Below are 13,300 nucleotides of genomic sequence, written 5' to 3'. Positions count from 1 at the left end.
CGTTTATTGTCCCAGCGCTTCGAGGCGCCGATCGAGGTCGTGCGCAAAGCGCTCGACGAACATGAGGGCTCTGACCTGCTGCGCCGCGGCAGCCCAGTCGCGGCGCTCGTCGAGCGTGGACTCCAATTCGGCCAGGGCCTCGCGGCGAAAAGCCAGCACCTCCTCGTTGAGTGCTTGCACGGCCGCGCCTTCGCGCGCGTCGTCGAGCGCCTCGCGCCAGGCTATCTGGTGCATCAGGAAGCTCGCCGGCATCGCCGTGTTGCTCTCGGCTTCGACCTTGGCACCCTGCAGCTCGCACAGGTAGGCCGCACGCTTCAGCGGATCCTTCAGCCTCGCATAGGCCTCGTTCACGCGCACGGCCCATTGCATCGCCACGCGTTGCGCCACGGCGCCCTCGGTAGCGAAGCGGTCGGGGTGCACCTCGGTCTGCAGGGCCTTCCAGCGTGCATCGATCTGCGCGCGGTCCTGCGCACAGCGCCTCGGCAGGCCGAAGAGTTCGAAGTCGTCGCTGTCGAGCTTCATCATCGTCGTGGGATCAAAAAAAGGGCGCGGCCGTGCCGCGCCCTTTCATGCATCGTCGGCTTCAGATCCGGAACGATTCACCGCAACCACAGCGGTCGCGTTCGTTCGGGTTGTTGAACTTGAAGCCCTCGTTCAGCCCTTCGCGCACGAAGTCGAGCTGCGTGCCTTCGATGTACGGCAGGCTCTTCGGGTCGACCAGCACCTTCACGCCCTGGTCCTCGAAGATCACGTCCTCGGGTGCCGCTTCGTCGGCGTACTCGAGCTTGTAGGCCAGGCCGGAGCATCCGGTGGTCTTGACGCCCAGACGCACACCGACGCCCTTGCCGCGCTTGCCCAGGTAGCGCGTCACGTGGCGTGCCGCGGCAGGAGTCAGAGTGACGGCCATCGTGATCAGTGAGTTGCGGCTGCGGTCTGCGTGCTGCCGTGCTTGGCCTTGTAGTCGCTCACGGCAGCCTTGATCGCGTCCTCGGCCAGGATGGAGCAATGGATCTTCACGGGCGGCAGCGCCAGCTCTTCGGCGATGTGGGTGTTCTTGATCGTCAGCGCCTCGTCGAGCGACTTGCCCTTGACCCACTCGGTGACCAGCGAACTCGACGCGATCGCCGAACCGCAGCCGTAGGTCTTGAACTTGGCGTCTTCGATCAGGCCGGTCTGCGGATTGACCTTGATCTGCAGTTTCATCACGTCGCCGCAAGCCGGTGCACCGACCATGCCGGTGCCGACCGTGTCGTCGCCCTTCTCGAAGGAACCGACATTGCGGGGATTCTCGTAATGCTCAACGACTTTTTCGCTGTAGGCCATGGTGCTGCTCCTGTAACTCGGTCGAACGGGGTGCCAGGTTGGGCTCAGTGAGCCGCCCACTGGATGGTGCTGATGTCGACGCCGTCCTGGAACATCTCCCACAGCGGCGACAGTTCACGCAGCTTGGCGACGTTGTGGCGGATGGTGCTGATGGCGTAGTCGATCTCTTCCTCGGTCGTGAACCGGCCGATGGTCATGCGCAGGCTGGAGTGCGCCAGTTCGTCGCTGCGGCCCAGCGCACGCAGCACGTAGCTGGGCTCCAGGCTCGCCGAGGTGCAGGCCGAGCCCGACGACACCGCGAGGCCCTTGATGCCCATGATCAGCGACTCGCCCTCGACGAAGTTGAAGCTCATGTTGACGTTGTGCGGCACGCGACGCTCGGCGTGGCCATTCAGGAAGGTCTGCTCGATGTCGGCCAGGCCGTCGATCAGGCGCTTCTGCAGCATGCGGATGCGCTCGCTCTCGGTGCCCATTTCCTCGCGGGCGATGCGGAAGGCCTCGCCCATGCCGACGATCTGGTGCGTGGGCAGCGTGCCTGAGCGCATGCCGCGCTCGTGGCCACCACCGTGCATCTGCGCTTCCAGCCGCACGCGCGGCTTGCGCCGCACGTACAGAGCACCGATCCCCTTGGGGCCGTAGGTCTTGTGCGAGGCCAGACTCATCAGGTCGACCGGCAGCGTGGACAGGTCGATCGCGACCTTGCCGGTCGCCTGGGCCGCATCGACGTGAAAGACGATGCCACGCTCGCGACACAGTGCGCCGATCGCCGGGATGTCCTGGATGACGCCGATCTCGTTGTTGACGAACATCACCGAGACGAGGATCGTGTCGGGCCGAAGGGTGACCTTGAGCACGTCGAGGTCGATCAGCCCGTCTTCCTGCACCTCGAGGTAGCTGACCTCGAAGCCCTGGCGCTCGAGCTCGCGCATGGTGTCCAGAACCGCCTTGTGCTCGGTCCTGACCGTGATCAGGTGCTTGCCACGCGTCTTGTAGAACTGCGCGGCGCCCTTCAGCGCGAGGTTGTTCGACTCGGTCGCCCCGGAGGTCCAGACGATCTCGCGCGGGTCCGCGCCGATCAGCGCGGCCACTTCACCACGCGCCTTCTCGACCGCCTCCTCGGCCTCCCAGCCCCAGGCGTGGCTGCGCGAGGCCGGGTTGCCGAAGTGCTCACGCAGCCAGGGAATCATCGCGTCGACGACGCGCGGGTCCACCGGCGTCGTGGCGCCGTAATCCATGTAGATCGGGAAGTGCGGGGTCATGTCCATGGCGGGCGGCTCCCTGACGTCAGGGCTTGGCTGGCGGGAGCAGATGGCTGTTGATTACTTGCTGAACGAGCTACCGAGCGCGAACACCGAGTTCGGCGCGGTGATCTTGATGGGCTTGACCACCGGCTGAGACGAGATGGCCCGCTTGACCGGCGCCTCCTCGATCGACACGCCCTTGGCCAGCTGGTCGTCGACCAGTTTGCGCAGCGAGATCGAATCCAGGAACTCGATCATCTTGGTGTTCAGGCTGGCCCACAGGTCGTGCGTCATGCAGCGGCCCGAGTCCTCGCCCATGCAGTTTTCCTTGCCGCCGCAGCCGGTGGCGTCGATCGGTTCGTCGACCGCGACGATGATGTCGGCGACCGTGATCTCCTCGGCCTTGCGGCCCAGCGAGTAGCCGCCACCCGGGCCGCGGGTCGACTCGACCAGTTCATGGCGACGCAGCTTGCCGAACAGCTGCTCCAGATAGGACAGCGAGATCTGCTGGCGCGAGCTGATCGCGGCCAGCGCAACCGGGCCGCTGTGCTCGCGCAGGGCCAGATCGATCATGGCGGTGACGGCAAAACGGCCTTTGGTGGTGAGACGCATACTGAACTCCTTGAGGCGCGTGGCTGGCGGACCGGATGTCCGGGATCGCTTCACTGCGAGCCGTCGGGCTTAATCCCGACTGATTAGCTCAATTATAGGTGAAGCCGACTTATTTGGTCGGACACGCCCCCGTAAGTTCCCCTACTCGCGTCCCGGAGTTCGAGCGAGGTGCTCGATCAGCCCGTCGCAGGCGGTCTCCACCAGATCGAGCACGTGATCGAATCCGGCAGCCCCACCGTAATAAGGGTCGGGTACAACTTCACTGCCTGCCCCGCGGCCGAACTCCATCAGGCGCTTCAGCTTGCGCTGGGCGGCCGGCGGGCAGCGCTCCTGCAGCAGCGCCAGATTGTCCCAGTCCATCGCCAGCAGCAGGTCGAAGCGGTCGAAATCGTCGTCCTGAACGGCACGCGCCCGCTGCGTGGACAGGTCATAGCCCCTCCGCGCGGCGTGCGCCTGGCTGCGCTCGTCGGGGGGTTCGCCCACGTGATAGGCATGGGTGCCGGCCGAGTCGACACGCACGCGGTCGGCCAGGCCTGCCGCGGCCAGCCTGGCGCGAAGTACGCCTTCGGCGGTCGGGCTGCGGCAGATGTTCCCCATGCAGACCATGAGGACGTGGATGGGTTGCGGGTCGTCGGGCACGGGACATCTCCATCGAGAGCCGCGATTCTCGACGAACGCCCGCCCGTCAACGGGTCCTCAGCGGCCGAGCGCCTTCGCGGAGACGCCGCCGATGCCCCAGTTCTCCTTGGGCACGTCGTGGATCCACACGCGCACGTTCTCCTTCGGCGCCCCCACGGCCTCCATCATGGCCTGGGTGACCTTCTCGATCACGGCACGCTTCTGCTCCTCGGTGCGACCTTCGATGAGGTAGATCTGTGCAAACGGCATGAGCTTCTCCTGTGTTCTGTGGGCGGCCGTCGCGCTCAGGCGGCGGCCTTGTGCGTGGCGGAGGCGCGCTCGCGCGCCAGCGTCATCGCGGTGTCCTCGATCATGTCCTCCTGGCCGCCCACCATGCCGCGGCGGCCCAGTTCGACCAGGATCTCACGCGCCGGCACGCCGTACTTCTTCTCGGCACGCTTGGCGAACAGCAGGAAGGACGAGTACACGCCGGCATAGCCCAGCGTCAGCGAATCGCGGTCGACACGGATGATGTGGTCCATGATCGGCACCACCAGGTCCTCGGCCACGTCCTGGATCTTGAACACGTCCACGCCGGTCGCGATGCCCATGCGGTCGCACACGGCGATGAACACCTCCATCGGCGTGTTGCCCGCGCCCGCGCCCAGTCCGGCGGCCGCCGCGTCGATGCGGTTCGCACCGGCGTCGACCGCGGCGATCGAGTTGGCCACCCCCATCGCGAGGTTGTGATGACCATGGAAACCCAGTTCGGTCTCGGGCTTCAGGGCGTCGCGCACCGCGCGCAGCCGCACCGTCACGTCGTCGGGCAGCATGTAGCCGGCCGAGTCGGTGACGTAGATGCAGTTGGCCCCATAGCCTTCCATCAGCAGCGCCTGGCTCACCAGCTTCTCGGGGCTGGCCATGTGGGCCATCATCAGGAAGCCCACGGTGTCCATCTCGAGCGAGCGAGCCTTCGAGATGTGCTGCTCGGACACGTCGGCCTCGGTGCAGTGGGTGGCCACGCGCACGGTGTGCACGCCGAGGTCCTTGGCCATCAGCAGGTGGTCGACGGTGCCGATGCCCGGTAGCAGCAACGCCGACACCTTGGCCTGCTTCATCAGCGGGATCACCGCACCGAGGTATTCCTCGTCGCTGTGGGCCGGGAAACCATAGTTGACCGACGAGCCGCCCAGGCCGTCGCCGTGCGTCACCTCGATCAGCGGCACACCGGCGGCGTCCAGGCCGCTGGCGATGCTCTTCATCTGATCCAGCGTCATCAGGTGGCGCTTGGGGTGCATGCCGTCGCGCAGCGTCATGTCGTGGACGGTGATCTTCTTGCCTTGCAGGTTCATCATGGCGTTCTCCTTCGTCCGGGTCAGGCCGGCACGGCTTCGAGCTTCAGCGTGCCGGCGATCAGTTCCTCGGCGAACATCTCGGCGGTGCGTGCGGCGGCGGCGGTCATGATGTCGAGGTTGCCGGCGTACTTGGGCAGGTAGTCGCCCAGGCCCTCGACCTCCATGAAGACCGACACGCGCTTGCCGTCGAACACCGGCCCGTTGACCAGCTTGTAGCCCGGCACGTACTTCTGCACCTCGCGGATCATCTGGTGGATCGATGCGGTGATCCTGTCGCGGTCGGGTTCGTCCACCGTCAGGCAGTGCACGGTGTCGCGCATGATCAACGGCGGCTCGGCCGGGTTGATGATGATGATGGCCTTGCCCTTCTTCGCGCCGCCCACCTTCTCCACCGCACCGGCCGTGGTGCGGGTGAACTCGTCGATGTTCTTGCGCGTGCCGGGGCCGACCGAGCGGCTGGAGACGGTGGCGACGATCTCGCCGTAGGCCACCGCCTGCACCTGCGACACCGCCGCCACCATCGGGATGGTGGCCTGGCCGCCGCAGGTGACCATGTTGACGTTCATCTCACGCCGCCCCAGATGCTGCTTCAGGTTCACCGGCGGCACGCAGAACGGGCCGATCGCCGCCGGCGTCAGGTCGATCATCATCACGCCCAGCGCATTGAGCTTGCGCGAGTTCTCGGCATGCACATAGGCGCTGGTGGCGTCGAAGGCGATCTGCACGCCGTCGGCCTTCACGTGCGGCAGCAGTCCGTCCACGCCTTCGGCGGTGGTCTTGATGCCCATCTCGCGTGCGCGCTTCAAGCCGTCGGACTCGGGATCGATGCCGACCATCCACACCGGCTCGAGCACCGCGCTGCGCTTGAGCTTGGCCAGCAGGTCGGTGCCGATGTTGCCCGGCCCGATCAGGGCGCACTTGATCTTCTTCATGGAAAAACTCCGGGAGTGAACAGATTCAGGGGCCGGCGACCCGCGTCGCCGGCCGCGAGCTCGTCAGTCCCCACCGCGCATGTTCTGCACCTGGAACAGGCTTGGGGGGTTGAGCTTGGGATCGACCTGGCCCTTGAACTGGCCGGTGGTGCAGTGCTTGGCCTGCACGTCGACCATCGAGAACGAGTCGTCGATCGCGATGCCGGTGCCCTTGTTGACCGGCAGGTGGTGATCGGGGTGCGACTTGCCGATCGTGAAGGTCTTCCACAGCTCGCCCTTGCGGTCGTAGATCAGCGTGCGGTTGATGTTGTAGACCTGCGCGTCGATGTGNATCGGGGTGCGACTTGCCGATCGTGAAGGTCTTCCACAGCTCGCCCTTGCGGTCGTAGATCAGCGTGCGGTTGATGTTGTAGACCTGCGCGTCGATGTGGAAGACGCGCTTGCTGATCGGGTGCGCCGGGTTCACCGGCACCGCCTCCAGCACGTAGACCTTGCGCAGCTGCCAGGTGATCTTCGGGAAGCAGCCGCCCTGCCCGCCGAAGTCCACGAACTTGTAGCCGCTCGGATCCTTGAACTCGTCGGTCAGCTGCAGCTCGTTGTGGTTGTAGTAGGGCATCAGGATGTTCTTCGTGCCCTTGAACGTCCACTTCATGTCCGAGACGCGGCCGTTGTAGCCCTCGAAGTCCTCGATCATCAGGTCGGCGCCGAGAAAGGCATCGGTGGTCTGCCCGGTGGCGAGCCGGCGCACGCGGCGCTGGAAGCCGAGGTAGAGGTAGGCGTCGTCGAACTTCAGGTCGTCCTCGTAGCGCTGGATCAGCAGTTGCGTGTTCTTCAGGTCCTGCGGCTCGAGCACCTTCACGTAGATGCCGCGGAACAGCTCCGACGGGTTCGGCGTCACTTCGGGCACCGGCGCGTGCTGCACGCGGTGCTTGAAGTTCAGGAAGTGGAAATTGAACATGATGGTCCGCTCGACCTGGCCGCTCGTCATGTTGCGGTACTTCCAGTAGAACGGGTAGATCGCGGCGTTGTCGCCCCAGTTGAGGCCGTACTTGAAGTTCCACGCCAGCTTCTCGCCGGCACGCGGGTCGTCGGCCTTGGGCTCCTCGGGGAAGGGCCGGCCGGCAACGAAGCCGGTGATCTCACCGTTCTGGGCGCCGAGCTTGGCGGTGTTCAGGTTCTTCTTCGTGGCCTCGACGTAGAACTTGTCCATCGCGAACTGCGTGGTCGGTCCGACCTTGATCTCGTCCCAGCCGTTCTTGACGATCTGGTAGATGCCCGGGTCCAGGGCGTCCTTGAACTGCTCGACGTTGGCCTTGTTCACCACGGTGCCGGGAGTCAGGCCGGCAACGCTCGGGAAGCCGCTCTTGTACGGGTTGAACGAGGCCTCCACGTCGGCCTCGGTGGCGGCGCCGGCGGTCAGGGCGAAGCCCGCCGTGAACAGGACCAGCCCGATTTGTTGAATCTTCGTTGTCATGATGCTTGTCTCCTGCTTCAGAACTGATACCGCGCGGTGAGGAAGATCTCGTTCTCCTTCCATGCGGCGCCGATGGGGCCGGCGCGGAAGCGCCCGAGGGGCTCGAGGCCGCCGAGGCCGCGCGAGTAGGCGGTGGTGGGGTCGGCGTCACCGAAAGGCGCGGTGAACGGCGCCCACGGGTTGCACGAGCGGCAGTCGTCGAACTTCCAGCGCTCGTCGCCGTTGCGCAGCTTGAAGTTGCCCCCGAAGCTGATCTTGAACTTGTCTGTGACGATCCAGTCGATCTGCGGCGACGTGACCAGCGCCCTCGCCTGCACGTCGTAGGCCGTGATCAGCTGCGGGCTGACGCGGTCGTTGACCAGGAAGGCCTTCATCAGCAGCGTGGCGATCACGTTGTTCTCCCAGTCGGGCATGCCCACCGGGCCGAACTGGCCGCGCTCGTACTCGTGGTCGAAGATGTGCTGGTAGAACAGCTGCGCGGAGAACAGCGTGGTGCGGTTGGGATTGATGAAGGGCACGAAGGTGGGCCGGTAGGAAGGCCTTCATCAGCAGCGTGGCGATCACGTTGTTCTCCCAGTCGGGCATGCCCACCGGGCCGAACTGGCCGCGCTCGTACTCGTGGTCGAAGATGTGCTGGTAGAACAGCTGCGCGGAGAACAGCGTGGTGCGGTTGGGRTTGATGAAGGGCACGAAGGTGGGCCGGTCGAAGCCGACCACCGAGCGGAACACCTTGTTCTTCGAGTACAGCTGGGGCTTGAGGGTGTTGGCGAACTCCTCGCCGTTGGTGAAGGCCGCCTCGACCCGCACCGCCGCCTTGGCCGCCTGCCACTCGAAGTCCATCGAGCCGCCGATCAGGTTGACGCGCGGGAAGTGCATGTCGAAGGCGATCAGGTAGGGCCAGCCRCCCTGCGCATCGGTGCGCGTCTCGCCGGTGAAGGMGTTSGTCGCGCCCTTGCCGCCGTGCAGCGAGGGCAGCTGCGAGCGGTAGGTCAGCGCGTTGAGCGAGAACGACAGGCCGTCCTGGCTCACGCCCTCGTACTTCAGYCCGAGCTGGGTGTTCTTCAGGCTCCAGTTGGGCAGCTTCACGTCGCGCAGGCCGATCTGGCCGGGGCCGAAGTCGGTGGCCAGCAGCACGCCGGGGCCGACGTTGGCGAAGTTGGCCACCGTGCCGCCGTTGTCCCACAGGTTCTTCATGCCGCGGAAGAAGCAGCCGGCGTCGAGGATGACGTTGGCGGTGCCGCACTGGCCGAGGTTGTTGGGGCGGAACTTGTCGAAGTTCCACACCACCTGCAGGTTGCGGTCCTGCATGGTCTCGCTCGGGCCCATGCGGTACTCGGCCTGGGCGATCCACATCGGGATGCGGATGTCCTGCAGCTCGTCGTAGATGTTGTTGCGCGAGTAGTCGACCGGGTTGATCACGTCGAGCACGCGGAACAGGTCGGTGCGGCCCCACACCACCTGCTGCTTGCCCAGCTTGAGGAAGAGCTGCTTGCCGTCGGCCAGGCCGACGGTGTTGGTGACGAAGGCCTCGCGGATGACGTCCCAGCGCTCGTTGAACTCGGGCAGCTCGAGCTCGCTGCGCTTCTTGTCGCCGTAGCCGCCGAAGTCGGCGCAGCCGCGCCGGTCGGTGTCGCAGGGGCGCACCGGGGTGGCGAACTCCACCCCGCCGTTGGGCACGTCGTGCCAGCGGTCGCCCAGCAGGCGCAGGCCCTCGTTGGGGTTGTAGTTGGGCGCGCCGGGGTTGGTGGAGTTGAAGCCGAAGACGTTGTTGACCAGCCCGAGGCCGTCGACGGCGGCCTTGTTGATGATGCCGCTGCCGTGCGGCACCGGGGGCGGTCCGCCCTGCGACTCGAGCAGCACGCCGCCACCGGCCTTGCGGCCGTACTGGTCGTCGTTCATGCGGTACACGCCGTCGAAGCTGCCGCGCAGGATGCTGCGGAACTTCCAGCCGCCCTCGAGCTTCTTGTCGGCCTCGACCTGCAGGGTGTTGCGGAACTTGGAGAGCCCGACGCGCTCGCCGGTCTCGTCCTTGCCTCTGAAGCGGGTGTCGTTCTCGTAGTAGATGTCGACCTTCCAGGGGTCGACCGGCGCGGCGGCGTCCTGCGCCTGGGCCAGGCCGCACACCGCCAGGCCGCCGGCCAGCGCCGCGCGGGCGAGGCGGTGGTGAGGCTGGCGGGGCGGATGGCCGTGGCCGTGGCGGGGGTGGGCGCCTTGTGGGCGCGGGTGGCTCTGTCTGTTCTTCATCGTTGTCTCCTCGCTCCGTGGGTTCCTTGGATGGAATCGAATGCACAGCTTCTCGTCGGGCGGGCCGTCTCCTGCCCGCGGGTCGTCACTCCTGGACTGGTCAGGCGGGTTGCAGGGCCGCCGGTGCGTTGCCGCGGTCCTCAGGCTCGGCGGTCACGAAGCGCGGCTTGAAGACCACGCACCAGGCCGGCACGATGAGCATGGCGGCGACGGCGTTGACGACGAGCATGAAGGAGAGCAGCACCGCGGCGTCGGACTGGAAGCGCAGGTCGGACAGGAAGATCCACATCACGACGCCGGCGATCAGGGTGAGCGCGGTGAAGCTGACCGCGTAGCCGGTGGTGCTGAAGGCGTTGACGGCGGCCTGGCGGATGTCGTGGGTGGCTTCGTACTCTTCGCGGATGCGGTCCATGAAGTACACCGCGTAGTCGATGCCCACGCCCACGCCGACGGCGATGACGGGGACGGTGTTGACGCTGATGCCGATGCCCTGGATGCCCATGTAGGCGTAGGTCATGACGGTGGAGAACAGCATGGGCAGGACCATCAGCCAGCCGGCGTGGAAGGACTGGTAATAGACCATCACCAGCAGGAAGGCGACGCCCATCACCAGGGGGATGATGAGCATGTGGTCGGCGTGCAGGGCTTCGTTGGCCGCCGCGGTGACGCCGATCAGGCCGCCGCCGAGTTCGATGGTGAGGCCGGGCACGCGCCGCTCGATCTCGGCGGCGCCTTCCTTGGCGAGTTCGACGGCGCGGTTGATGGTCTCGGCGCGCTGGTCCTTGTAGAAGAAGACCATGTTGGCTTCGTTCTCGTCGGCGTTGACGAACTCCTTGAGCGCACCGGGGATGGGGCTGGAGGCCATGTAGGCGAACATGAGGCCGCCGACTTCGGCGGCGTTGTCGGGCAGCTGCATCCAGCGCGGGTCGTCGCTGTGGGTGAGGCGGTTGACGGCACGCACCATGGCCGGGATGGCCTTGACGCCGCCGAGCGCGGGGTCGGCCTGCATGTGCTGCTGGAAGTCCTCCATGGCCTGCAGGACTTCGGGGCGCTTGATGCCGCCCTTCTCGGCGGTGCGCGCGACGATGTGGAGTTCCTCGGAGCCGGGGAAGCGGGCGTTGATGGCCTTGGTGGAGAGGTTGAAGTCGTGGTCGCGCTTGAGGATGGGCGAGCCGGGCTCGGACTCGCCGATCTGCACGCGTGCGGCGTACAGGCTGCCGCCGGCCATCAGCACGGCCGAGACGACGAGGATGGCGATGGCGCCGCCGCGGGTGCCGCCGGTGCGGGCCATGACGGCGGCCAGGAAGCTGCGCATGCCCTGGTTCTTGTTCTCGGTCTTCTTCGGCTGGGGCAGCACGGTGAGCGCGAGCGGGACCATGAAGTGGACGGTGAAGATGACCGCCAGGCCCCAGAAGCCGGCGGAGACGCCGAGCTTCCAGTTGAAGGGGGCTGCGCCGAGCACGAGCACGGCCAGGCCGAGGGCGTCGACGACGATGGCCAGCGAGCCGGGCCGGAACAGCGCGTCGAGGGCGTTGCGCGCGGCCTGCTTGCCGCTGTGGGTGACGGCGAGCTCTTCGTAGTAGCGCGCCACGAGCTGCACGCCGTGCGAGGTGGCGCGCGCGGCGATCAGGAAGGGGATGGGCATGGACAGCGGCTCGAGGTTGTAGCCGAGCAGTGCCATGAAGCCCAGGCCCCAGATCGAGGACAGCGCGATGCCCAGCAGCGGCAGCGCGACGCCGTAGAAGCGGCGGAAGTAGACGATCAGCAGCAGCGCCAGCAGGGCCAGCGTGGAGAACATGATCGCGATGATCTGGTCGAGGTAGGTGTAGACGTAGCCGGTGAGCACCGGGTTGCCGGTGACGTAGACCTTGTGGCCGGGCTGCTCGAGCTTGTGGCGCACGTCCTGCAGCGCCGCGAAGGTCTTGGCGTAGTCGATGTCGCCTTCGTTGAGCTGGGCCTTGACCAGCGCGGCCTTGAGGTCGGGCGAGACGAGCAGGCCGTAGATGCGCGGGTTGGCGACGACGTCCTTGCGCAGTTGCTCGAGCTGCTCGGCGCTGCGCGCGGGCTGGGCCGGGTCGTAGTAGGACTCGGAGGCGAAGTTGCCGTCGGCGGTGAGGTAGACCTTGCGCGCGGTGCGGTGGGTGAGGCTGGCGACGAGGTTGTGGTTGACGCTGGGGAGGTTGTCGATGCCCTGGGTGGCCTGGTCGATGAGCGCGAGGGTGCGGTCGTTGAAGATGGTGCCCTGCTCGACTTCGATGGCCATGACGATCATGTTGGCGCCGCCGAAGTTCTCCTTGATGCGGTTGTAGGTCTGGATGTAGGCGTGCTTCTGCGGGAGCAGGTCGCTGAAGTCGGTGTAGATCTTGAGCGCGGGCAGCTGGGTGGCGAAGCCCAGGGTGACCGCCAGGATGATGCCGAGCACGTACTTGGGGTTGGCGAAGAGCCACTCTTCGCCGCGCTGCAGGACGGTGACGATGCGTTGGCGCAGGCCGTTCATCGGGCGGCTCCTTGGGGATGGGACTGGGCGAGGGCCTGGGGGTCGTGGGCGGCGAGCGCGATCTGGCCGGGCGCGGTGACGACGTGCAGGGCACCGGCGGAGCCGGCCACGAGCATGGAGCGGGCGTCGAGCACGGCGCCGGCGGCGAGGTAGGCGGGCGGGACGAGGCCGTGGTCGAAGCGTTCCCAGGTGTCGCCTCGCTTGACGACCATGAGGCCGCCGCCGCCCAGGCCGTAGAGCTCGTCGCCCTGGCGCAGCAGGGTGTACATGGGGGCTGCGGCGTGGTTGTCCTGGGCGCGCCAGGTCTTGCCGCCGTCGGCGGTGTGCTGGATGACGCCGCCCAGGCCGCTGGACCAGCCGTTGAGACGGTCGGTGAAGACGGTGGCGTAGGGGTAGAAGTCGCCGGGGATGGGGGCTTGCCTGACCCAGGTCTTGCCGGCGTCGGCGCTGGTGAGGACGGTGCCGAATTCTCCGGTGACGATGGCGTGCTGGTCGTCGATGAACTGCAGGGTGGTGAGGAGCGCGTCTTCGTCGAAGTCGGTGGCGCTCCAGGTCTGGCCGCGGTCGGCGCTGGAGAGGAGCGTGGTGTGGCTGCCGGCGACCCACAGGCGCCCGTCGGGGGCGCAGGCGATGGCCATGGGGTTGGTCTTGCCGGGCAGGGGTCGGGCGCTCCATTGCTGGCCGGTGGCGTCGCCGATCCAGACCTTGCGGTAGAAGTCCAGGCCGATGAAGCTGCCGTCGGCGCAGGCGGTCAGGGCAATGACGGAGGCCGGCGAGGCCAGGCGCTGGCGGCTCCAGCTGCGCCCCGCRTCGGCCGAGCTGACCAGCGCGCCGCTCGCGGTCCCCGCCACCAGGACCYKGCCGTTGCTCGACGCCGACTGGAAGGTGTCGGTCCTCAGTACCGGCTTCTGGCGCTCGGCCTTCACCGCACTGAAATCAGGCGCCTGCATGCACCCGCTCAGACCTTGCAGACCATAGAGCAGCAGCAATGTGCTCAGGCCTCG

At 66.7% G+C, this 13,300-nt stretch carries 14 protein-coding genes; all 14 read right to left on the bottom strand.

What is annotated here, in order from left to right; all coding sequences use genetic code 11:
- Nucleotides 1-3: 3 nt before the first annotated feature.
- Nucleotides 4-522, bottom strand: a complete 519-nt coding sequence (gene hscB / locus ASC67_RS00065) for a Fe-S protein assembly co-chaperone HscB (protein ID WP_056315053.1) — start codon at nucleotides 520-522, stop codon at nucleotides 4-6.
- A 61-nt stretch (nucleotides 523-583) separates the two neighbouring features.
- Complete coding sequence (gene iscA / locus ASC67_RS00060) at nucleotides 584-907, bottom strand: iron-sulfur cluster assembly protein IscA (protein WP_011829853.1); 324 nt, start codon at nucleotides 905-907, stop codon at nucleotides 584-586.
- A 5-nt stretch (nucleotides 908-912) separates the two neighbouring features.
- Nucleotides 913-1,323, bottom strand: a complete 411-nt coding sequence (iscU, locus tag ASC67_RS00055) for a Fe-S cluster assembly scaffold IscU (RefSeq protein WP_056314292.1) — start codon at nucleotides 1,321-1,323, stop codon at nucleotides 913-915.
- Between the two features lie 44 nt (nucleotides 1,324-1,367).
- Nucleotides 1,368-2,588: an IscS subfamily cysteine desulfurase gene (locus ASC67_RS00050; RefSeq protein ID WP_056314291.1), complete on the bottom strand. Its 1,221-nt coding sequence runs from the start codon at nucleotides 2,586-2,588 to the stop codon at nucleotides 1,368-1,370.
- Nucleotides 2,589-2,642: 54 nt separating this feature from the next.
- The gene (gene iscR / locus ASC67_RS00045; RefSeq protein WP_011829856.1) at nucleotides 2,643-3,176 is read right to left on the bottom strand and encodes a Fe-S cluster assembly transcriptional regulator IscR; all 534 of its coding nucleotides are present in this window, start codon (nucleotides 3,174-3,176) and stop codon (nucleotides 2,643-2,645) included.
- A 141-nt stretch (nucleotides 3,177-3,317) separates the two neighbouring features.
- Complete coding sequence (locus tag ASC67_RS00040) at nucleotides 3,318-3,782, bottom strand: low molecular weight protein-tyrosine-phosphatase (protein ID WP_056315051.1); 465 nt, start codon at nucleotides 3,780-3,782, stop codon at nucleotides 3,318-3,320.
- 90 nt (nucleotides 3,783-3,872) lie between these two features.
- Nucleotides 3,873-4,064: a 2-hydroxymuconate tautomerase gene (locus ASC67_RS00035; protein WP_011829858.1), complete on the bottom strand. Its 192-nt coding sequence runs from the start codon at nucleotides 4,062-4,064 to the stop codon at nucleotides 3,873-3,875.
- Nucleotides 4,065-4,099: 35 nt separating this feature from the next.
- On the bottom strand, nucleotides 4,100-5,146 hold the full coding sequence (gene dmpG / locus ASC67_RS00030) for a 4-hydroxy-2-oxovalerate aldolase (protein WP_056315049.1): 1,047 nt from the start codon (nucleotides 5,144-5,146) through the stop codon (nucleotides 4,100-4,102).
- A 23-nt stretch (nucleotides 5,147-5,169) separates the two neighbouring features.
- Entirely contained in the window at nucleotides 5,170-6,081 is a 912-nt protein-coding gene (locus tag ASC67_RS00025; protein WP_056314290.1) for an acetaldehyde dehydrogenase (acetylating), read from the bottom strand.
- 63 nt (nucleotides 6,082-6,144) lie between these two features.
- The gene (locus tag ASC67_RS20905; RefSeq protein WP_255353660.1) at nucleotides 6,145-6,372 is read right to left on the bottom strand and encodes a DUF1329 domain-containing protein; all 228 of its coding nucleotides are present in this window, start codon (nucleotides 6,370-6,372) and stop codon (nucleotides 6,145-6,147) included.
- Nucleotides 6,373-6,412: 40 nt separating this feature from the next.
- On the bottom strand, nucleotides 6,413-7,555 hold a 1,143-nt coding region (locus ASC67_RS00020; protein ID WP_255353650.1), incomplete at its 3' end, for a DUF1329 domain-containing protein.
- A gap of 147 nt (nucleotides 7,556-7,702) precedes the next feature.
- Complete coding sequence (locus ASC67_RS00015; protein WP_235566174.1) at nucleotides 7,703-9,799, bottom strand: DUF1302 family protein; 2,097 nt, start codon at nucleotides 9,797-9,799, stop codon at nucleotides 7,703-7,705.
- Between the two features lie 100 nt (nucleotides 9,800-9,899).
- Nucleotides 9,900-12,296 carry an RND family transporter gene (locus ASC67_RS00010; protein WP_056314289.1) on the bottom strand — a complete coding sequence of 799 codons (2,397 nt, stop codon included), beginning with the start codon at nucleotides 12,294-12,296 and terminating at the stop codon, nucleotides 9,900-9,902.
- Nucleotides 12,293-13,300: YCF48-related protein (locus tag ASC67_RS00005; protein WP_235566173.1), on the bottom strand; the 1,008-nt coding region annotated here is incomplete at its 5' end. The genes ASC67_RS00010 and ASC67_RS00005, both read right to left, overlap by 4 nt.

This window comes from Methylibium sp. Root1272, from assembly GCF_001425905.1.
GTDB lineage: Bacteria > Pseudomonadota > Gammaproteobacteria > Burkholderiales > Burkholderiaceae_C > Methylibium.
The sequence above is the reverse complement of the archived record's forward strand: the minus strand, read 5'-3'. Positions and strand labels throughout refer to the sequence as shown.